We start from the raw sequence: 20295 nt of genomic DNA, 5'->3' as shown, positions 1-20295 counted from the left end.
GACGCCGTACAGGTACCTCACCGAGGTTGACTGCATCACCCGCGCCGCACCGGAGGTGTTCGGGCCGCCGTGGTGCCGGGTCCATCGCCTCGCCTGGAGGTCACGATGCGTTCCACAATCTCTTCCTGGTCCATGGCCCTCATGACAACCTTCCTTGTGGCGCTGTGGCTCCCACCTGCGCAGGCCGGCAAGCCCAAGCAGCCGGCCGACGTACGCGTCAATCAGGACGCGTCGGGTCTCGATCAATTCGAGACGACGATCGCCATCAGCTCTCGCGACGCGAACCGTCTCGTCGCGGCCTGGTTCGAACGCGAGCCCGGGCCCGAATTCTCCGACTACCACCTCGAGTACGCCTGGACGAAGGACGGTGGAGCCTCCTGGACGAGCCGCCGGCTGGAGACCGGCTTCAACGATCATTTCGATCCCGTGCTCGCCGAGGACGGCCGGGGCAATTTCTTCCTGGCCGTCCTGGCGTTCGACGCCGAAGACCATTTCCCGCTGTTCAAGTCCACCGACGGCGGCGAGTCGTTCCAGTTCGTGTCGGAGATCCCCTTCGAATACATCGCCGACAAGCCGTGGCTCGCCGCGGATCCCGCAACCGGCGCCCTCTATGTCGTCTGGGCCGACTACCTGACCAGCGGCAGGGTCAACTTCGACATCGCCTTCTCGCGGAGCCTGGACGGCGGGAGGACCTTCACCAGGGCGCGGGGGATCTCCAACCCGGCGCATTCCGTCGGAAACCACTGCATGCTCGCCGTGGGCCCCGAGGGGGAGGTCTACGCGGTCTGGGACAACAACGACGTGTCCGCAAGGATCTATTTCGATCGCTCCTTCAATGGGGGGGCGTCGTGGACGGACGACTTCACCGTCGAGCCGGAAGTACGCACTGCGCCGGATCCGCTCCAGGGCAACGTCCGAAACCCCATGGTTCCGGCCCTGGCGGTCGATCGGAGCAACGGCCCACATCGCGGGTGGCTCTATGTCGTCTGGACCGATGCTCGCTTCGGCGACCCGGACATCCTCCTGCGCCACTCCGAGGACCGCGGAGCGACCTGGAGCGACCCGGTCCGCGTCAACGACGACCGCGCCGGGAACGGCGCCGATCAGTTTCTTCCAACCGTCACCGTGGATGGGAAGGGGCGCGTCCACGTCCATTTCCTCGATCGACGCGACGACCCCGCCAATCTGACCTACGCCGTCTACCAGGCGACGTCGACGGACGGCGGCGCGCGCTTCGGGCCCAGCATCAGGGTCTCGGATGCCCCTTACGGAGTCACGTCTTACGGGTTCGCCGGAGACTACAACCAGGCCGCGGCGGGAGGCGGCCGCATCCATCCGATCTGGTCCGGCAGCCGTTCGGGCGACATGGACATCTTCACCCGCAGCGTGAACCTGGATGACTTCGACGAGGACGGCGTGCCGAACGACGGCGACGGCAGCGGCGGCTTCACCGATCACCCCTGCACCGGCGGCGAGCGCGTCGCGTGCGACGACAACTGCCCGGGCATCGCGAACCCGCGCCAGGAGGACCGTGACGGCGACGGCGTCGGGGATGCCTGCGACTAGACCTTCAGCTTCGACACCAGCTCCCGCACCGACTCCGCGGAGCGATCGAGCGCCGACTTCTCCTCGGCGGTGAGCTTGATCTCGATCACCTTCTCGAGCCCCTGCGCCCCCAGCCGGGCCGGCACGCCGATGAAGAGATCCTTGTAGCCATACTCGCCGTTCAGGTAGATGGCGCACGGCAGGATCTTGTGCTCGTCGAGCAGGATCGCCTGGACCATCTGGACGATGGACGATGCCGGGGCGTAGTAGGCGCTGCCGCTCTTGAGAAGGTTCACGACTTCGATCCCGCCGTCGCGCGTGCGCTGCACGATGGCGTCGATCTTGTCCTTGGGCAAAAGCTCGGTGATCGGGATCCCGGACACGGTGGAGTAGCGCGGCAGGGGGACCATCGAATCGCCGTGGCCGCCGAGCACGAAGGCGTGGGTGTTCTCGACCGAGACGCCGAGGGCGTCGGCGATGAAGAAGCGCATGCGGGCCGAGTCGAGGACGCCGGCCATGCCGAGGACGCGCTCGCGCGGGAAGCCGCTGACCTTGAGGGCGGTCCAGGCCATGGCGTCCAGAGGATTGCTGACGACGATCAGGATGGCCCGCGGCGAGCGGCGCGCCACCTCCTGGGTGACGCTCTTGACGATCTCGAAGTTCTTCTGCAGCAGATCGTCGCGGCTCATGCCGGGCTTGCGCGGCAGGCCGGAGGTGATGACGACGACGTCCGAGTCTCGCGTCTCCTCGTAGCCGTTGCTGCCGGTGAGGCGGATGTCGTAGCCGTCGACCGGGCCGGCTTCGTTCAGGTCGAGCGACTTGCCCTGCGGCAGGCCCTCGACGATGTCGACCATGACGACATCGGCCAGGCGGCGCAGGGCGATCCGCTCCGCCGCCGAGGCGCCGACGTTGCCGGCGCCGATGATCGAGACTTTTCTACGCATGAACGCTCCCCCGGCTGACGGTTGGCTCTCAGTGGGCTTCTTCGATCTGGGACATGATGATGTTCGCGAACTCGGAGGTCTTGACGGTCGTGGCCCCCTCCATGTTCCGGGCCAGGTCGTAGGTCACGCGCCGGGTCTTGATCGCCAGGCGCATCCCCTCGACGATCAGGTCCGAGACCTCGCGCCAGCCCATGTACTCGAACATCATGGCGCCCGACAGGATGAGCGATCCGGGGTTGACCTTGTCCTGTCCGGCGTAGGCCGGAGCGGTGCCGTGCGTCGCCTCGAAGACCGCCGTGATGTCGCCGATGTTCGCCCCGGGCCCCAGCCCCAGGCCGCCGACCTGGGCCACCGCCGCGTCGGAGAGGTAGTCGCCGTTCAGGTTCGGCGTGGCGATGACCGAGTAGTCGGTCGGGCGGATCAGGATCTGCTGGAAGATCGAGTCGGCAATGCGGTCCTTGATCACCACCTTGCTGGCGGACGGCTTCGCGAGCCTCGAGGCCTCCTCCTCGGTCAGCGTGAACTCGGGGAACTCCTCCTTGGCCACCTGGTAGCCCCACTCCTTGAAGGCTCCCTCGGTGTACTTCATGATGTTCCCCTTGTGCATCAGCGTGACGCTCGGCTTCTTGCGCTCGATGGCATAGCGGATCGCCTTGCGCACCAGCTGCTTCGTGGCCCGGGCGCTCATGGTCTTCACGCCGATGGCCGAGTCGGCGGGGATCGAGCAGCCCATCTCCCGGTTGAGGAACTCCACCACCTTGCGGCACTTCTCCGTGCCATCGCGCCACTCGATGCCGGCGTACACGTCCTCGGTGTTCTCCCGGAAGATCGTCAGGTCGATGTCCTGCGGCCGCTTCACCGGCGACGGCACCCCCTCGAAATACCGAATCGGGCGGATGCACGCGTAGAGATCGAGCTCCTGCCGCAGCGAGACGTTGAGGCTGCGGTAGCCGCCGCCGATCGGCGTCGTCAGCGGCCCCTTGATGGCGACGGTGTAGTAGCGGATCGCCTCCATGGTGTCCTGCGGCAGCCACTCGCCGTACTTGTCGCGGGCCTTGCCGCCGGCGTAGATTTCGAACCAGTGGATCTGCCGCTTGCCGCCGTACGCCTTCTTGACGCCGGCGTCGAACACGCGGCGCGCGGCCGCCCAGATGTCGGGGCCGATGCCGTCCCCCTCGATGAAAGGGAGAATCGGGTTCGGCGGGACGCGCAGCTTCCCCTCCACGACGTCGATGCGTTTCCCTTCGAGCGGCACGTTCAGCTTTTCGAATTTCAAGTTGACGGTCTCCCCCGCACCCGCTTCCGGCCGCGTGGCCGCGGCCTCGTTCCATGCGCGTGACGTCCCGGGCGTCCTGTCTTCAGGAATGAGGGTCGAATCTAGCACAGCGCCCGGCGCGTTTCAATACTGCACCAGCGAGCCCTCCTGTCGGGCCTTGCGCACGGCGAAGCGAAAGGCGACGATGCCGAAAGGCATCAGGACCGCGACGAACAACAAGAGCGCCTCGATGTCCGGCAGGATCTCGGAGAACCGGCTGCCGCGCAGCAGCGACCTCCGGAGGGCGCGCAGGGCGTAGGTGATCGGCAGGAAGCGCGACCAGCCCCCGAGCCACGGCATGTCCTCGGGGGGATAGAAGACGCCGCCGACCAGCGCCGATCCGCTCGCCACGAGATAGGTGATCGGGTCGCCGCGCTTCAGATAGAGGACGAAGGCGGCCGACAGGATGCCGATCCCGGAGAATGCCAGGACGGTCAGGGCGATGACCAGGAGGGCCGGCAGCAGGTTGTCCAGGTGGATGACGACGCCGAAGAACAGCCGGCCGATGACGAGGTACGCGAGGACCTTGATCGACGTCAGGAGGAAGTCCCAGAGGGACGACCCCAGGACGATGGTGCCGATCGAGGTCGGCGTGACCAGCATCGCCTCCAGCGTCCCGGTCATCTGCTCCCCCCGCACCTTGCCGCCGAACGACACCAGCGCCGACGACAGGTAATGAAGGAGCGCCAGGCCGAGGAGAACGTAGGAGAAATAGTCCACCCCTTCGAGTCCGGGGGTCGTCGGCGGGGCGTTGACCACCCGCGACACGAAGTACCAGATGAGGATGGAGAAGAAGATGCCGAACGCCTGCATGACGAACGACGTCCTGTAGGACGCCTCGATCAGGAAGTCGCGCTTGATGAAGGCCGGAAGCGTGCGCAGCGCGATCACCGTGCGGCCCTCTCCTCGTCCGGGGACATGCGATCGAAGACTTCCTGAAGACTCGGCTCGCGCCGCGCGCATGAGACGATCGTGGCGCGCGCCGCCAGGATGGCCGCGAGCAGGTCGGAGAAGGCGGTCCCGTCCCGGTCCACCTCCGCCAGGAGCCGCGCCATATCGCCGTCCCGGCGCTCGATCCGAAGCCGCCAGCGCGCCCCGGCCGGCGGGTCCTGAAGCCCGCGGACGGCCAGGATGTACTCGTCCCTGCCGGGCAGCCCCGCGGTGATCGCGGCCACGCTCCCCTCCTTCAGGATATGGCCGCGGTCGAGGACGACCAGCCGGCCGCACAGCTCCTCCGCCTCCTGCAGGTTGTGGGTCGCCAGCACGACCGTCTTCCCTCGCTCGCGGTTGAGGCGATCGAGGACGAAGCGCCGCAGGTGCTTGGCCGCGATCGGGTCGAGACTGCGGGTCGGCTCGTCGAGGCAGAGGACCGGCGGATCGTGCAGGAGCGCGCGCGCGATCGCCAGTCGCTGCTTCATGCCGGTGGAGTAGCCCATGAAGGCGCGGTCGGCCTGGGGCTCCATCTCGACCACGCCGAGGAGGGTGGCCGAGACGCGCCGCGCCTCCGCGGCCCCCAGCCCATACAGCCGGCCGAAGAACTCCAGGTTCTCCCTGCCGGTCAGCCGCCAGTAGAACGAGCGCTCGTCGGAGGTCATGAACCCGATCGCCCGCTTGACCTTCTGATCGTCCCGGGCCACGTCCACTTCCTGCACCAGCGCCCGGCCGGAGGTCGGCAGGACCAGGCCGGCCAGGATCTTGAGCAGGGTCGTCTTGCCGGCGCCGTTCGGGCCCAGAAGCCCGAAGAACTCGCCGGCCTGGACGTCGAGGTTCAGGTCCGCGAGAGCCGTGATCCGTTCGGCTCGGCGGAACGGGTGCGGGACCAGGTCGCGCAGCGAGCGCCTCTTGACGTAGACCTTGGAGAGGCCTTCCGCCCGGATCGCGGTTGTCATATCAGCGACCCTGCAGTTTGCGGGTGTTCCAGGTCTTTCGGTACTCCTGGTGCTCGGGGTCGTCCGGGTAGCGCTCCCCCTCCGGATACGGGTACGCCGACATCCCCTTGAACGGCAGCGGCTCGACCGTCTCGGAGAACGCGGTGTGCGGGTCCATGTCCTTGCAGTAGCCGCTGGTGTACAGCATGAAGCTGCGCTTGAAGCGGCGCGGCACCTCGGGGAGCCCCTTCGTGGCGAACTCCAGGCTGACCTCTTCCCCCTTGCCGAAGATGACGAAGCGGTCGTCCGTCCGCGTCAGGAGATCGGTCACGCGCCCGAACCTGGTGTAGTCCCCGGTCATGACCCGGAACGGCTGCGTGTTGTCCAGGATGGAGTAGTCGTAGATCTTGGGCTCGCGTCCGTCGGGGCTGTGCTCCCGCGGGAAGCCTCTGCGGTGCAGGTGGGCGCCGGCCGGCCTGATCTCGGCCACCTTGACCTTCTCCTTGAGCTCCTCCTCGGACAGAGGCTCCGCGATGAAAATCTGGTCCCAGTAGATGCGCATGTTCGTCCTCAGCCGCAGCTGCCGCGACGCCAGAGGGGCGAGCCCCCGGAGATCGACGCTGATCATGCGCGGAAGGCCGGGCGGGAATCCCATCGGATCGAGCACCGGGCGGAAGACGTTCTCGTCCTTGTCGATCATCTCGAGGACGGGCGGCGTCAGGGCCATCCCCTTCTGGTGGGCGGCGTAGTTGGCCGAGGAGTACTCGAAGTCCACCCAGCCGTACAGGAAGAGGACGGGCCGCTCGAGCTTGCGGACCGGCTCGGGGAACTCCAGGGTCAGGTGATGCATCTCGGCGTACCCGGCGAGCCGGTCCAGCCGGAAGTTGTCCGGGTAGAGGCGGTCGATCTTCCGGATCGTGTCCGTGACGTCCCGGTCGTTGTGGTCGTGGACGCGGTCCGGGAAGACGCGCGCGTCGCGCTTCACGGCCAGCACGCGGTGCGGCTGGCGCTCCTTTTCGCCGAACGCCCCCAGGGGATAGACGTCGATCTCGTCCGGGTGATCCAGGGCGACGAGCTTCACCTCGTCGAGATAGGTGATCTCCTCGAGATTCTCCAGCAGCTGCAGCCGGTAGGCGCCGTCCGTCGGCTGGAGCGCGTCCGGCTCGATCTTCACGTACTCCTCCGGCTGGGGCGTGCCGTAGACACCCGGCGCCATCCAGAGCCCCAGCCCCCCCACGCCCAGGAAATCCGTCACGAAGCCGTACCTCCTGCCGTTCCAGGCGAACAGCAGCGGGCACGACGATCCCTTGCGGTCCAGCTCGTTCTCCTCGACCCGCTGTCCGGCCGGCACGTCCAGCTCGGATTGCAGGACGCCCCCCGGCCAGATCAGCCGGACGACGTCGGCCACCCCTCTCTCCCCCAGCCCGAAGTGCGCCTCGGGGGGGGACTGCGACAGGTAGCCTCCGCCGGCCTGCACCTCGCGGCGCTGCCAGGTCGGCCCGGCGAGCACCTCGATCTTGGAGCCGATCCCCTCCTTGTTGCTGTTGAGGCCGCGCGGCACCACTTCGAGCCAGCGGTTCCGGTTTCCCCCTTCGTTGCGCAGGAGGATCGGCGCCCCGCCATTCTGCGTCACGACCAGGTCGAGGTCGCCGTCGCCGTCCAGGTCCGCCGCCGCGGCGCCGCGGCCGTCCTTGACCGCGATCCCGGAGAGGCCGGTGGCCTCGGACTTGTCCCGGAACCGGCCCGATCCGTCGTTGAGGTGGAGGGCGAGAGCCGAGCCGGCGGCGAACAGGTCGAGGTCCCCGTCGTTGTCGGCGTCGAACAGGACCACCCCGAAGGCCCCTGCCCCGGGAGGATTCGGGATCTCCCGAGGGGTGAACAGCCGCGTGGGACCGTTGAGGTACAGTCGCAGAGGCTCCCCCGTCCCCGAGGCGAACACCAGGTCGGCCAGCCCGTCGCCGTCGACGTCACCGGCCGCGATTCCGCGCCCGGCCCCCTTGGACGCCAGGCCCGCGTCCTTGCCGCGCGCCGTGAACCCCTTGTCCCGCCTGTTGTCCAGGAGCGAGTCCTGTCCCCCCGCCGACGACAGGGCCAGGTCGATGTCGCGGTCGGCGTCGAAATCGGCGAACACCGCCCCGACCGTCCCCTGGGCCGGCCCCGAGATCTTCATGGACACCGTGCCGTCCGCGAACGTGCCGTTCCCCTTGTTGAGCAGGAGGACCGGCGTGGCGTTCTCCTGCGTCCCCGGCCGGCGGAGTCTTCCGATCAGAAGATCCAGATCGCCGTCATGATCGATGTCCCCCCACGAAGCTCCGACCGGGAACCCGGCCACCGCGGCATGCGCCTTGGCCGTGATGTCCTTGAACTGTCCGTGGCCGTCGTTCTCGAAGAGCGCCGTCCCTCCGAGCCGCGTGAGGAAGAGGTCGGCGTCGCCGTCGTTGTCGAAGTCACCGAGGGCGGCCGCCATGCCGGCCCCCTCGAACGGCAGCGCGGACGCGGCCGCTTCGAAGGCCAGCCCCCCCTTGTTCAGGTAGAGGGCGGGGCGCGCCTTGCCGTCCGCCGAGGCATTGGCGAACACCAGGTCGGGGCGCCCGTCGCCGCTCAGGTCGCCGATCGCCACGCCGGAGCCGTAGCGCGCCGCGCCGGCGCGCGTGCCCGCCGGGCCGCCGTCAGGATCGCCGCCGGGCCCGCCGTGCCGGAAGGTGATCCCGGAGGCCGCGCTCTGATCGCTGAAGCGGATCTCGATCGGCGGCGGCGCCGACGGCGGCCCGCCGAGGGCGCGGTAGTCGGTGATCACCAGGGCGTAGCGGCCCGCCTCGCCGTACTGCGTGCCGGTCGGGACGGCGAACTTCGGGTTGGCCGCCAGCTTCTGATAGGCCGCCATCTCCCGGTTGCCGTCGGCCTGCCGGCCGGATTGCAAAAGGGCCCGCGCCAGCTGATAGCGCACCGACATGCTGTTCGGGTCGACCTCGCGCGCCCGGGTCAGGGAGGCGATCGCCGGCTCGAACTGGCGCTGCCGGGCATGCAGGAGCCCCAGGTTGTACAGGATGTCGCCGTCCTCCGGATCGATCGACCGGGCCTTCTGGAGCGCCTCGATCGCCTCCTGCGTCTTCCCGTCATTCTTGTAGTGCAGGGCCAGGCCGTAGTGGGCGTGCGGCAGGGCCGGATCGAGGCGCACCGCCTCCAGGAAGGCGCTCTTCGCCCCGGCCGCGTCGCGGGCGTAGAGGGCCGCGAGGCCCAGGTTCACGAACCCCGGCGCCCAGCCGGGGGCGCCGGCCGTGACCTTCCTGAACTCGTCCACCGCCTGCGCGTGCTTGAACTGCTCCATGAGGGCCGCGCCCCTGTTGTTGGCGCGGATGACGTCGTCGATGGCGGTCGCCGTTCCGGCCGGAGGGCCCGGAGTCGCGGCCCCCGCGCACATCAAGGCCGCCGCGACGGAGCCGACGACGGCCGCCGCCAGGAGGCCGCGACCCGCCGTCGCGCTCATGCGCCCCTCCTCAGGACCCTGCCCGCCGGCTGCGGCCGGAAGGCGCCGCTTCGCACCACGCGCCGGCCGTTGATCAGGACGTCATCGATCCCGGCGGCGTGCCGCCGCGGCTCGGTGAAGGTGGAGCGATCGGCGACGGCAGCCGGATCGAAGACGACGAGATCGGCCTTGCACCCCTCCCGGACGACTCCCCGATCCCGCAGCCCCAGGCGCTCCGCCGGCAGGGAGGTCATCTTGCGCACCGCCTCCTCCATGGACAGGAGCCTCCTCTCCCGGACGTAGTGCCCCAGGACCCGGGGGAAGGCGCCGCAGGCCCCCGGGTGCGGAAACCCCTTGCCGATCTCCCAGGCGTCGGTCACGAACGCCAGCCGCGGCGAGCGCAGCAGCGGAAGCAGCGGTTCGTCCGTCGTCTCGTCCCCCGAGATCCCGAAGATCAGCTGCGTGGCGACGCCGCGCTCCTCCAGAAGCAGGTCCGAGAGGGCGTCGAACGGGTCGGCGCCGCGCCGCCGCCCCAGCTCGGCGATCGTCAGATGCTCGTCCTTCTTGTTGGCCGCGCCGTCGACGTGCGCCAGGCGGATGTGGTCCCAGCCGCACTCGCGCGCGATGTTCATCGTCCAGCGCCCCTCCCCTTCCCAGGGAGGCCACGACGCCGCGGCCTCGGCGACCTCCCGCTTCATGCGCCGCCGCAGCTCCTTGTCCCGAAGCCGCTCGAGAAACGCCGAAACGCCCCCGTCCAGGGACCAGGGAGGATACAGCGCCAGCATCGTCGTGCACACCGCCGTATAGGGTATGAGGTCCGCCGTGATGTCGATCCCTTCGCGCCGCCCCGCTTCTTCGGCCGCCAGGATGTCCGGAGTCCCCGCCCAGGCCCTTCGGCCGACCGTCTCGACGTGCGAATGGTGCACCGGGACGCCGGCCCGCCGCCCGACCTCGAGCAGCTCCTCGACCGCCTGCGTCAGGGTCTCGCGGCTGCTGCCGCGCTGGTGGAAAGCGGAGAACCCGCCGGCCATTCCCGCGGCGCGCGCCACACCCACCAGCTCGTCGGTGTCGGCGAACTGCCCGGGAGGGTAGATGAGGCCGAAGGAGACCCCGAAGGCCCCTTCCGCGACCGCCTTGCCGGCAAGCCGCTCGAGGACGCGCATCTCGTCGGGCGCCGGTCGGCCCGCCCGCGCCCCCATCGCCAGGAGCCGCAGCGGCCCGTGCGCCGCCAGGGAGGCGACGTTCAGCAGGGGCCGCTGGGCCTCGACGTGGTCCAGGTACGAGGCGAACGAGGACCAGCTCCACGCCACTCCGTCCGGCGTGATGAAGCCGCAAACCCGCTCGACGTCCGGCTTCGTCCCGCCGGAAAGCGGCACGCAGCCGATGCCGCAATTCCCCAGAAGCTCGGTCGTGATCCCCTGGCGCACCCGCCCTTCGAGAAGAGGCGCCTGCCTCTCGAGGGGGAGCGTCAGGCACAGGTCGGAGTGGGAGTGCAGGTCGATGAACCCCGGGGCCACGACGCGGCCGCGCGCCTCGATCCGCTCCGCCCCTGCCGCGTCCGCCAGGCCGGGGGCGACGGCGACGATCCGGTCCCCCTCGATGGCGACGTCCGCCTCGAAGGCCGGCCTGCCGGTCCCATCGATGACCTGTCCGTGGGCGATGATCAGATCCAGGGCAGGGCTCCGCTTCAGCGGCCGTTGCGGCGCCGATCACCCGGGGACCGGAGCGCCAGGTAGCGCTCCTTGTTCGATTTCAGATTGCTGGCCCCCTGCCCGCAGGGGGCGCATCCCGGGTAGGTCTCGCGCGCGTGCCGGTAGCAGCAGTCCAGGAGGTTGTACCAGACGCCGTATTTCCAGCAGAAGAAATCGGCGTCCGCGGGGCGGAAGTTGCACTTGAGAAGAAGCCGTCGCTTGGCGCGGCCGGCCTCGTCGGCGCCTTCCGGCTCCGCCGGGACGATGATGGTGTGGAGTTGCCCCCTCGCTGAACCCATGGGGGACATTCTAATGCATTCCGGCTCGGCGCGGCGGAGCATGCCGCCCGCCACGCAGATTGTACTTGACAGCCATCCGTTGTGACCGTAGGGTTGCAACACTGGCATTCTTGAGAGCGGCCGATGTGTCGTCTGCCGATTCGGTTCCACTCGGTCGTTTGCGCCGCAGTGCTTCTGGGGGGCGAAGCCCTCCACGCGGCCCCGGCCACGGTTCGCGATCTCGGTTTCGCCCAGCGGCTCAAAGCGCAGGAAGCGATCGAGCGCGTCTACTATTCCCACCAGATCGACGCGACTGCCCCCTTCGAGGCGGCGGTTCCGCGCGACGTCCTTGCCCGAAAGGTCCAGACCTATCTCCGCCAATCGGCCGCCCTCGAGCGGATCTGGCATACGCCGGTGACCGCAACCATGCTGCGGAGCGAGGCGGAGCGGCTGGCGCGCGACAGTCGCATGCCCGATCGCCTGCGCGAGCTTTACGCGGCGCTCGGCGACGATCCTCTGCTGATCCAGGAATGCCTGGCGCGACCGAGCCTGGTCAATCGCCTGATCCGGAATTTCTTCGAGTCCGACGGCGACATCCATCGCGGCGCGGTCGCACGGCGGTCGTGGGACGACTGGTGGACCTCGGTCGAGCCGACGCTGGATCCCGGCGCGGTTCAGGCGGTGGCCTCGGACGCGAGCCCCCTCCCAGTCTCGTCCTCCTGCCCGGTCGGGGATGTTTGGGAGAACGGCGGCATGGACGACGTGCCGGACCCGCGCTCCGGCCCGCGGACGGTCTGGACGGGAAGCTTGCTTCTGACGTGGGGGGGCCACAACCTTCTTTACAACCTGTTCGGCTCGGGCAGCCGGTACGACCCGGCGACCGATACCTGGACGCCGATGAGCCCGATCGGCGAGCCGGCGGGGCGCTACTTCCACACCGCCATCTGGACCGGCAGCGAGATGATCGTCTGGGGCGGATTCGCCTTCCCCGACGGGCAGCTGACGAATACCGGCGGCCGCTACGATCCGGTGACCGACACCTGGCGGCCGACCTCTACCGACAGCGCACCCCGGGCGAGGGCGGAACACTCGGCGGTCTGGACGGGCAAGGACATGATCGTCTGGGGCGGCACCTACGGCCTCAGAACAGGCGGCCTGTACGATCCCGCCACCGACACCTGGCGCGCGACCTCCGAAGTCAATGCTCCGGAGGGACGTCACGCCCACACCGCCATCTGGACCGGGAGCCGCATGATCGTCTGGGGCGGGGAGTCGAATTCGATTCCCGTCTCAGGCTTCGACACGGGCGGGATCTACGATCCGGTCGGCGACACATGGCAGTCGATGTCGACCTTCAATGCCCCGACTCCACGTGACCGGCACACGGCGGTTTGGACCGGCGAGGTGATGATCGTCTGGGGCGGGGAGATCGAGTCCGGCGTCCAATCGTCGGGAGGGCTCTACGATCCCGACCACAACACCTGGATGGCGACGTCGACCGTCAACGCAGCCCCCGGCGACCACGGGCACACGGCCGTATGGACCGGGAGAGAGATGCTGGTTTGGGGGGGGTACGCCGCGGGCGGCGGGCTGGCTGGCGCCGGCGGCCGCTACGATCCGATGCGGAACTCGTGGAAGCCGATGTCGACCATCAACGCCCCATCGCCGCGCAACGAGCACGCCGCCGTCTGGACCGGCGATCGCATGATCGTCTGGGGCGGAACGGAGCTCACCGGACCGACCAACACGGGCGGGCGCTACGACCCCGGCAGCGACACGTGGACGCCCACATTCGCGGGAGACGCCGCGCGCGGGCGGCAGGGCCACACGGCTGTCTGGACCGGGAACCTGATGCTGATCTGGGGCGGGGGCGCCTACCCTTCCCTCGACCTCGAGGGGGGACGCTACGATCCTGCCATCGACGCCTGGAGCCCGATCGCGAGCGCGGGTGCGCCCCCCGCAGCGAAGTACGGTCACACGGCCGTGTGGAGCGGGCAGGAGATGATCGTGTGGGGCGGCGGCAGCCCCGATTTCGACACCGGCGGCCGCTACGACCCGATCGGGGATACGTGGCGTCTCCTCCCCACGGACGGGGCGCCGTCGCCCCGGGCCTATCACACGGCGGTCTGGACCGGCAGCCGGATGGTGATCTGGGGCGGTTCGCATTACGACCCGCCGACCTTCACCCGCACCTACCTCGACACCGGTGCGGCATACGACCCTTCGACCGACGCGTGGACCCCGACCTCGAATTTCGGCGAGCCGGCTGGCCGGCAGCAGCACACCGCGGTCTGGACGGGCAGCAGGATGCTGGTCTGGGGCGGAGCGAGCACGACGTTCATGGACTCGGGCGGGTCCTACGACCCGGCGATGAACACCTGGTCGACCCTGTCGATGACGGATGCGCCGAGCGCCCGCGCCGAGCATATGGCCGTGTGGACCGGACGGGAGATGATCGTCTGGGGAGGCCAGGGGGTCGGTGGCTTCCCCAACACCGGCGGGCGCTATACCCCGTCCACCGATTACTGGTTCGCCGGCCACCTGCCGACCACGAACGCTCCGACCGGCCGCTGGCACAGCGCGGCCGTCTGGACCGGTGACGAGATGATCGTCTGGGGTGGGTGGGTGAACCGAGCGGGGGATAGCCCGGACTTCCTCCTCAATGACGGAGGACGGTTCGATCCGGTCGCCGGCACCTGGACGCCGACCACGGTGATTGGGGCGCCGACGGGACGTCTCCGACCCACGGCGATCTGGACGGGCACGCAGATGATCGTCTGGGGCGGCTCGGTCGGCCCCTTCGCCTTTGTCGCTTCCGGAGGGCGGTACTGCGCCTGCGTCGCACGCTTTTATCCCGATGGGGACGGAGACGGCCTCGGTGACCCGGCTCAACCCCTGCGCGCCTGCGCCGCTCCGGGCGGCTACGTGGATGCCGGGACCGATTGCAACGATGCGGACCCGGGTTCCTGGGCGGCCCCGGGCGAGGTTCGCGACGTCACCTTCGTCGACCAGGCATCGCTCACCTGGGAGCCGCCGGCGAGCCCCGGCGCCTCATCCATCCTGTACGATGTCCTGCGCTCAGGCGATCCGCGTGACTTCGTCTCGGGGTCGACCTGCGCGGTCTCCGATTCCACCGGCCCCGTGGTCACCGACGCGGAAACGCCGGTCACGGGGACCGCCTCCTACTACCTGGTAAGAGCCCAGAACGCCTGTCCCGACGGAGAGGGGCCGCTGGGGTCCGATTCGAGCGGGACACCCCGGACCGGGCGCTCCTGTCCCTGACCGCCGCGTTGCAGACGCCAGAAACAAATCGCCGGCGGTGACGCTTGCAGACCCCGTGCGGGGCTGCTAGAGTCGACGGCCCGATGAAAGCACCTCACCGAATCTTCCTCTCCGTCAGCCCTCTCGCCCTGCTCGTCCTCGCCTCGAGCTGCGGGGGGAGCGCGCCCAACCTTCCGCCCGAAGAGGCGGTCAAGGTACCGGCCGGCGGCTCGCTCGTCGTGTACGTCGAGGCGCCGGCGCGCACGGCGGGGCCGGTCCTCAAGACATTCGAGGAGCAGACCGGCATCATCGTCACCGCCAACTACAGGGACACGCTCGGGGATCGATTCATGCCGGCCTTCAAGGAGGAAGCGGCGCAGAAGCGAGTCGACCTCTTCTGGGGGGACTCCCCTCTCGCGGCGATCGACCTTGTCGACGAGGGGCTGGCCGTGCCGTTCCGGCCGGCCGGGGCGCGCCCGGTCCCGGCGCAGTACCACGACCGGCAGTTCCGCTGGATCGGCTTCGCCGCCAACCCGCGCGTGTTCATCTACAACACCAACCTGATGAAGCAGGAGGACGCCCCGGGGGAGACCTCCGAGCTGGCGCGGGCCCCCTGGGCCGGCCGGGGCGCGATGCCGCGCATCGCCTCCGGGGCGCCGGCCTTCCACGCCGCCGCCCTGTACGCCCTGTGGGGGAAGGAACGGGCCCGGACGTTTTTCGCCGCGCTCCAATCGAACGGGACCGCCATCGTCGAGGACGACCGCGCCGTGCGCGGCCTCGTGGCATCGGGGAAGGCATCGTGGGGCATGCTCGGTCTCGACGAGGCGATCTGCGCCAGGCGCGAAGCGGAGCCGATCAACATTCTGTTCGCCGACCGCATGGGGATGGGGACGGTCGTCCCCCCGCAAGTCGCGGTCCTGATGCGGGGGGCGCCCCATCCCGAGCAGGCCAAGGGACTCTTCGGCTACCTGTTCGCGACCGAAGGGGCGTGGCTCTTCGGACAGAACGACTGCCCGCTCGTGACCTTCCTGCCCGACATCCCGAAGCCGGAATGGGTCCCCTCGATCGGCTCCTTCAACGTGGCCCTCCTCGACCCGGAACTGGCCGCGCGGGCGTACCGCGAGAATCGCGACGCCTTCCTCTCCTGGGGGGCCGGAAACGGCGCGCCACCTCCTTGACAGCGCGACGTCCAGATGACGGACAGATCGTCGCAAACCCGCATCAAATCTGGATTATCACGTTGCGGCACCATCCGCCCGGTGGTATAGAATACCCAGCCGACCGGGGAGAGGATGAAGCCCCCCCGGACTTCGGGGGGCCTCCATGCAAGGCGATTCCACCACGACTCCGCCGCGTACCCCTGTGGCGGCCACGCGGAAGCTGCGCATCCTGGTCGTCGACGACGACCAGGACAGCGTCGATCTGCTCACCCAGTGGCTGACCATGGGGGGCTACGAGGTCACGAGCGCCGGCGACGGCCAGGGGGCCCTGGCCCGCGTGCAGTCGGACCGGCCCGACCTCGTGCTTCTGGACCTCGCCATCCCGCCGCCCGACGGCATGCAGGTGATGCGCGCCATCAAGCGGGACCGCGTCATGTCCACCGTCCCCGTGGTCGTGATGACCGTCAAGCGGGACGTGAAGAGCAAAGTCGAGTGCCTGAAAAGCGGCGCCGACGACTACATCGTCAAGCCGTTCCACTTCGACGAGCTCGACGCCGTCTTGCGCTCGTCGCTCAAGAAGCGCTACCTGTACACGTCGCTCGAGCGCGCCAACCGCCAGCTGCGCGACGCCAACGAGCGCCTGCTCAAGCTGACCGTCACGGACGAGCGCACCAACCTCCTGAACGATCGCTACCTGAAGCGCCGCCTGGCGGAAGAGTTCAAGCGGGCGCAGCGCTACGGCACGCCGCTCTCGGTCGCGATGCTCGACCTCGACCATTTCAAGGAAGTGAACGACAAGTACGGCCACGACTGCGGCGACCAGGTGCTGCGCGAGTTCGGCAACTTGCTGACCGCCAGCGCGCGCACCACCGACATCGTCGGCCGGTTCGGCGGCGAGGAGTTCCTGATGGTCCTGCCGAACACCGATGGCATCCGCGCCGCCATCGTCGCCGAGCGCGTCCGCAAGGCCGCCGAGGAGCACGTCTACAAGTACAAGGAGTCGCTCGTCCGGGTCACCACCAGCGCCGGCGTCGCGTCGGTGCCGGCCAACGCCCAGGTGCACGACGAGAGCGAGTTCCTCAAGGCCGCCGACCAGGCCCTCTACCGCGCCAAGCAGGCCTCGCGCAACCGCGTGATCCTCGACCGCGCCTCGATGCCCACGGACGTCCTCGAAGGGGACCTGTCGGCCATCTTCAAGGCCTCCTACGAGGACGACCTGCAGCGCGGCCCCCAGGTCCCGGAGCGCTGAGCCGTCCTCCCCCTGGCCGCCGCGGCGTGATACCCTAGTTCTCCGCTCGCTCATCCCCCGGGGCTGTGAGGGAGTCGCATGCCATTGAATCGGAACGGTGCAGGCGGCTGGAAGCGCCTCAACCCGACCCGAATCCTGCTTCGCCTCGGACTCGCCGTGGCGCTCGTCCTGGCCGGCCTCCTGACCCTCGCCTTCATCGACGGCAACTGGCGCTTCGCCCACATGGAGGCGGCCGCCCCCGCGCGCGTCTTCTCCGCTCCGTTCGTCCTGGCCGAGGACGTGGCGATCGTCCGCGACGACCTGCAGGAGCGGCTCGGCCGCCTCGGCTACCGGAAGGTCGAAGGACACCCCGCCACGCCCGGCGAGTACTCGGTCCGGTTCCGATCGACCGAGATCTACCTCAACGCCTTCGAATACCCGTGGGGGAAGACCGAGGCGACGCCTCTGCGCGTCAAGACCTCCTTCGGCCGCGTCAGCCACATCGAGAATCTCGAGAGCGGCGAGAACCTGGACCAGGCGCTGCTCGAGCCGGAGTCCCTCGGAACGCTGTCGGGCAACGTCACCGAGGAGCGGCTCGCCGTGTCGGTCGACGACCTGCCGAAGACGCTTCTCGACGCCGTCATCGCCATCGAGGACCGGAGGTTCAAGGGGCACACCGGGATCGACCCCCGGGCCACCCTGCGGGCCCTGTTCGCCAACGTCAAAAGCGGCGAGGTGGTGCAGGGAGGAAGCACCATCACCCAGCAGCTCGCCAAGAACCTCTATCCCGGCGGCGAGAGGACCTTCCCGCGCAAGATCTGGGAGGCCCTCGCGGCGGTCGGCCTCGAGGCGTTCCACAGCAAGGACGAGATCCTGGAGCGCTACCTCAACCAGATCTACCTGGCCCAGCGCGGGCCGACCTCGATCATCGGCGTCGGCGCGGCCTCGCAGCATTACTTCGGCAAGGACGTCCGCTACCTCGACCTGCCCGAATCGGCCCTGCTCGCCGGCCTCATCCAGTCGCCGGGGCGCTACCACCCGTACCGCCATCCCCGCGAGGCGCGCGAGCGCCGCAACCTGGCCCTGAAGCTGATGCTCGAGGAGGGCCTCATCACCAAACAGCAGCAGATGGATGCAGCCGCGACGCCGCTCGCTCTGCGCCCCGAGCCTGCCTCCGACGGGCGCCACGCGCCGTACTTCATCGATTACATCGCCCAGAGGCTTCAGGAAGAAGGGCTGCGCGATCCCGCCTCGCACACCGGGATGCGCGTCTTCACCACCCTCGATCCCCTGATCCAGGCGCGCGCCGAGAAGGTCATCGCGGCCAGCCTGGCGCAGTACGAGAAGGACTATCGCCACCTCCGTCCGCTGCCAGGAGGAGAGCTGCAAGGTGCCTTCGTCGCCCTGCGCCCGTCCGACGGCTCGATCCTGGCGATGGTCGGAGGCCGCAACTACGCCCGCAGCCAGTTCAACCGTATCGCCCAGGCCCACCGCCAGCCCGGATCGGCCTTCAAGCCGTTCGTCTACCTGGCCGGGTTCCTGAAGGCCCAGTCCGAGCACACTCCCCTGTTCACCGCCGCGACCGTCCTGGATGACTCCCCTTTGGAGATGGAGGTCAACGGCGAGGCCTGGGCCCCCCAGAACTTCGACCAGGAGTACCGCGGCCCCGTGAGCGCCCGCCAGGCGCTCGCCGAGTCGCTGAACGTCCCGACCATCCGCGCGGCCGAGATGATCGGCCTGCGCGACATCGTCCGGTCGGCCCATCAGGACGGCATCGAGAGCACGCTGCAGGCCGTGCCTTCGATCGCGCTCGGGACGTTCGAGATCGTGCCCTTGGAGCTCGCGTCCGCCTATACCACGATCGCCAACCTCGGCACGCGCGTCCTGCCGCGCGCCCTCGTCGCCGTCGTCGACGACGGCGGCAAGACCTCGTCCGTCCCGGTGCAGCCGTCCGAGCAGTCCTCGACCCCGCAGGCGGCGTACCTCACCCTCGACCTCATGCGCGACGTCGTGCGCAAGGGGACCGGCGCCGGCATCTGGTCGTACGGCGTCCAGGGAGAGTTCGCCGGCAAGACCGGCACCACGGACGAGGGCCGCGACGCCTGGTTCGTCGGCTTCAGCCCCGATTTCCTGGGCCTCGCCTGGGTCGGCTTCGACAACAACCGCCCGCTCCGTCTCGGAGGCGCCGTCCTGGCGCTCCCCATCTGGGCCCAGATCGCCCGCGGCGCCGGCATCGACGACGATCGCCGCTGGAAGGTCCCCCCCGGCATCGTCGAGCTCGAAATCGATCCCACCACCGGCCAGCAGTCGCAAGGCCGCTGCCCCGACTCGGTCACCGAGATCTTCATCGAGGGGACCGAGCCGCCCGAGTGCGAGACGCACCGCGGCGGGATGGACTCGTGGGTGACGCGGCTGGTGAACTGGTTCAGCAGGGATTAGCGGGCTTCATTCGCTCGTTCGTGGTCGCCGCATAGCGCGCGTGAACTAGCCGCAAGCATCCTCCGAGTATCGCTCTCGATCGAGCTGCTCGATCGCAACCATTCGCCATCACCTCGCAGGCCTGCCGGGTTCGCGCTCACAGTCTCTTCTCGCGTTCGGCGTCACTGACGCCCCCCTACGCCGCGCCGGGGGCATCGGGATCGACGACGGCGGGCGCGTCCATCGGCGGGACACGCCCTGCCGGCGAACCGACGCGACGCTTACAAAATTGATGGCCGCGATAACCACATTGTCACCGGGACAACCCGAATTCTCCATTTTCCGGCCGTCGGAGGCTCCTATGGCCGACTTCGTTCTTGGCAGGGCCATTGCAAGCCTTTGGGCGCCGCTGCGGGCGGCCAAGGCCGATCGGCCGAGCAGCGTCAGGGAAAGAACGACTTGGTGATCGGCTTGATCGAGGCACGCGTTCGAACCTAGGTTTTTCGGGGAGGGTTCGATGTCGGGCGCTCTGGCGGGCGACCCGGCGGCGACATTCATTAGGGAGGAACGCCATGGCCCCACGCAACCGGATCGCGAACACCCTCGCCGGATTTTTTGCGCTCCTGCTCTGCCTGGGCGGTGAGCCCGGCTCGGCGGAGCAAAACGACCAGCAGCAGATGCGGGGCCTCGACGAACAGGTCCAGGAGATCAAATCGGACGTCCTCCGCATCGCGGCGGAGCTGAGCCGGCTGGAGGAGAAGCTGCTGTATCCGTCGGGGACGCAGGTCGCGATCTTCGTCGCGCTGGCCAAGGGCGACACGATGCGCCTCGACGCCGTCCGGCTCCAGATCGACGGCCAGCCTGTTGCGCACTACATCTACAGCTTCAAGGAGCTCGAGGCCCTGCGCAAGGGGGGCGTGCAGCGGATCTACGTCGGCAACGTGGCGACCGGGGATCACAAGCTCGAGGTGCTTGTCGACGGCAAGCTCGGGGGCGGCGCGGACTTCAGCCGCACAGAGCACTTCAGCTTCCGCAAGGAAGTGAAGCCGAAGCTGGTCGGGCTGACGCTGGCCGCACCGAATTCCGGCAACGCTCCGATCGCTCTGGGGGAATGGTAATCG

Annotated in this window: 13 protein-coding genes; 6 read left to right on the top strand and 7 right to left on the bottom strand. The window is 68.9% G+C overall.

The features are described from left to right. The first annotated feature begins 105 nt into the window (after positions 1 to 105). A complete protein-coding gene (locus tag VGV60_04585; GenBank protein ID HEV8700534.1) occupies positions 106 to 1566 on the top strand; it encodes a sialidase family protein in 1461 nt (486 codons plus the stop codon). Here the strand turns inward: VGV60_04585 and mdh are convergent. The 7 genes from mdh to VGV60_04550 all read right to left on the bottom strand — a co-directional run bounded on the left by mdh (position 1563) and on the right by VGV60_04550 (position 11128). After that, complete coding sequence (gene mdh / locus VGV60_04580) at positions 1563 to 2489, bottom strand: malate dehydrogenase (protein HEV8700533.1); 927 nt, start codon at positions 2487 to 2489, stop codon at positions 1563 to 1565. The genes VGV60_04585 and mdh overlap by 4 nt on opposite strands. A gap of 28 nt (positions 2490 to 2517) precedes the next feature. Beyond that, on the bottom strand, positions 2518 to 3765 hold the full coding sequence (gene icd / locus VGV60_04575) for an isocitrate dehydrogenase (NADP(+)) (GenBank protein HEV8700532.1): 1248 nt from the start codon (positions 3763 to 3765) through the stop codon (positions 2518 to 2520). A 123-nt stretch (positions 3766 to 3888) separates the two neighbouring features. After that, on the bottom strand, positions 3889 to 4695 hold the full coding sequence (locus tag VGV60_04570) for an ABC transporter permease (GenBank protein HEV8700531.1): 807 nt from the start codon (positions 4693 to 4695) through the stop codon (positions 3889 to 3891). Continuing rightward, positions 4692 to 5693 (bottom strand): ABC transporter ATP-binding protein, encoded by a 1002-nt coding sequence (locus tag VGV60_04565; protein HEV8700530.1) that lies wholly within the window; start codon positions 5691 to 5693, stop codon positions 4692 to 4694. Before VGV60_04565 ends, VGV60_04570 begins: the two co-directional genes overlap by 4 nt. 1 nt (position 5694) lies before the next feature. Next, positions 5695 to 9159 carry an FG-GAP-like repeat-containing protein gene (locus VGV60_04560; protein ID HEV8700529.1) on the bottom strand — a complete coding sequence of 1155 codons (3465 nt, stop codon included), beginning with the start codon at positions 9157 to 9159 and terminating at the stop codon, positions 5695 to 5697. Continuing rightward, positions 9156 to 10676 (bottom strand): amidohydrolase family protein, encoded by a 1521-nt coding sequence (locus tag VGV60_04555; protein ID HEV8700528.1) that lies wholly within the window; start codon positions 10674 to 10676, stop codon positions 9156 to 9158. The genes VGV60_04560 and VGV60_04555 overlap by 4 nt, the downstream gene beginning before the upstream one ends. A gap of 149 nt (positions 10677 to 10825) precedes the next feature. Continuing rightward, positions 10826 to 11128, bottom strand: a complete 303-nt coding sequence (locus VGV60_04550) for a hypothetical protein (GenBank protein ID HEV8700527.1) — start codon at positions 11126 to 11128, stop codon at positions 10826 to 10828. A 123-nt stretch (positions 11129 to 11251) separates the two neighbouring features. On the opposite strand from VGV60_04550, the gene VGV60_04545 reads away from it, so the two are divergent. The 5 genes from VGV60_04545 (at position 11252) to VGV60_04525 (ending at position 20292) form a co-directional block, all read left to right on the top strand. Further along, positions 11252 to 14389 carry a hypothetical protein gene (locus VGV60_04545; GenBank protein HEV8700526.1) on the top strand — a complete coding sequence of 1046 codons (3138 nt, stop codon included), beginning with the start codon at positions 11252 to 11254 and terminating at the stop codon, positions 14387 to 14389. Between the two features lie 83 nt (positions 14390 to 14472). Beyond that, the gene (locus VGV60_04540; protein ID HEV8700525.1) at positions 14473 to 15546 is read left to right on the top strand and encodes an extracellular solute-binding protein; all 1074 of its coding nucleotides are present in this window, start codon (positions 14473 to 14475) and stop codon (positions 15544 to 15546) included. A 145-nt stretch (positions 15547 to 15691) separates the two neighbouring features. Continuing rightward, on the top strand, positions 15692 to 16777 hold the full coding sequence (locus VGV60_04535) for a diguanylate cyclase (protein ID HEV8700524.1): 1086 nt from the start codon (positions 15692 to 15694) through the stop codon (positions 16775 to 16777). Between the two features lie 78 nt (positions 16778 to 16855). After that, positions 16856 to 19195: a PBP1A family penicillin-binding protein gene (locus tag VGV60_04530; protein ID HEV8700523.1), complete on the top strand. Its 2340-nt coding sequence runs from the start codon at positions 16856 to 16858 to the stop codon at positions 19193 to 19195. Positions 19196 to 19746: 551 nt separating this feature from the next. Continuing rightward, entirely contained in the window at positions 19747 to 20292 is a 546-nt protein-coding gene (locus VGV60_04525; protein ID HEV8700522.1) for a hypothetical protein, read from the top strand. Positions 20293 to 20295: the final 3 nt, after the last annotated feature.

This window comes from Candidatus Polarisedimenticolia bacterium, from assembly GCA_036001465.1.
In the GTDB taxonomy this organism is placed as follows: domain Bacteria; phylum Acidobacteriota; class Polarisedimenticolia; order Gp22-AA2; family Gp22-AA2; genus Gp22-AA3.
This window is presented reverse-complemented; position numbering and strand designations above follow the sequence as displayed.

Excerpts from the sequence above, each read along its gene's own strand:
- VGV60_04585 (HEV8700534.1), top strand. The coding sequence starts at position 106 with ATGCGTTCCACAATCTCTTCCTGGTCCATGGCCCTCATGACAACCTTC.
- mdh (HEV8700533.1), bottom strand. The coding sequence starts at position 2,489 with ATGCGTAGAAAAGTCTCGATCATCGGCGCCGGCAACGTCGGCGCCTCG.
- VGV60_04565 (HEV8700530.1), bottom strand. The coding sequence starts at position 5,693 with ATGACAACCGCGATCCGGGCGGAAGGCCTCTCCAAGGTCTACGTCAAG.
- VGV60_04560 (HEV8700529.1), bottom strand. The coding sequence starts at position 9,159 with ATGAGCGCGACGGCGGGTCGCGGCCTCCTGGCGGCGGCCGTCGTCGGC.
- VGV60_04550 (HEV8700527.1), bottom strand. The coding sequence starts at position 11,128 with ATGGGTTCAGCGAGGGGGCAACTCCACACCATCATCGTCCCGGCGGAG.
- VGV60_04545 (HEV8700526.1), top strand. The coding sequence starts at position 11,252 with ATGTGTCGTCTGCCGATTCGGTTCCACTCGGTCGTTTGCGCCGCAGTG.
- VGV60_04540 (HEV8700525.1), top strand. The coding sequence starts at position 14,473 with ATGAAAGCACCTCACCGAATCTTCCTCTCCGTCAGCCCTCTCGCCCTG.
- VGV60_04535 (HEV8700524.1), top strand. The coding sequence starts at position 15,692 with ATGCAAGGCGATTCCACCACGACTCCGCCGCGTACCCCTGTGGCGGCC.
- VGV60_04530 (HEV8700523.1), top strand. The coding sequence starts at position 16,856 with ATGCCATTGAATCGGAACGGTGCAGGCGGCTGGAAGCGCCTCAACCCG.
- VGV60_04525 (HEV8700522.1), top strand. The coding sequence starts at position 19,747 with ATGGCCCCACGCAACCGGATCGCGAACACCCTCGCCGGATTTTTTGCG.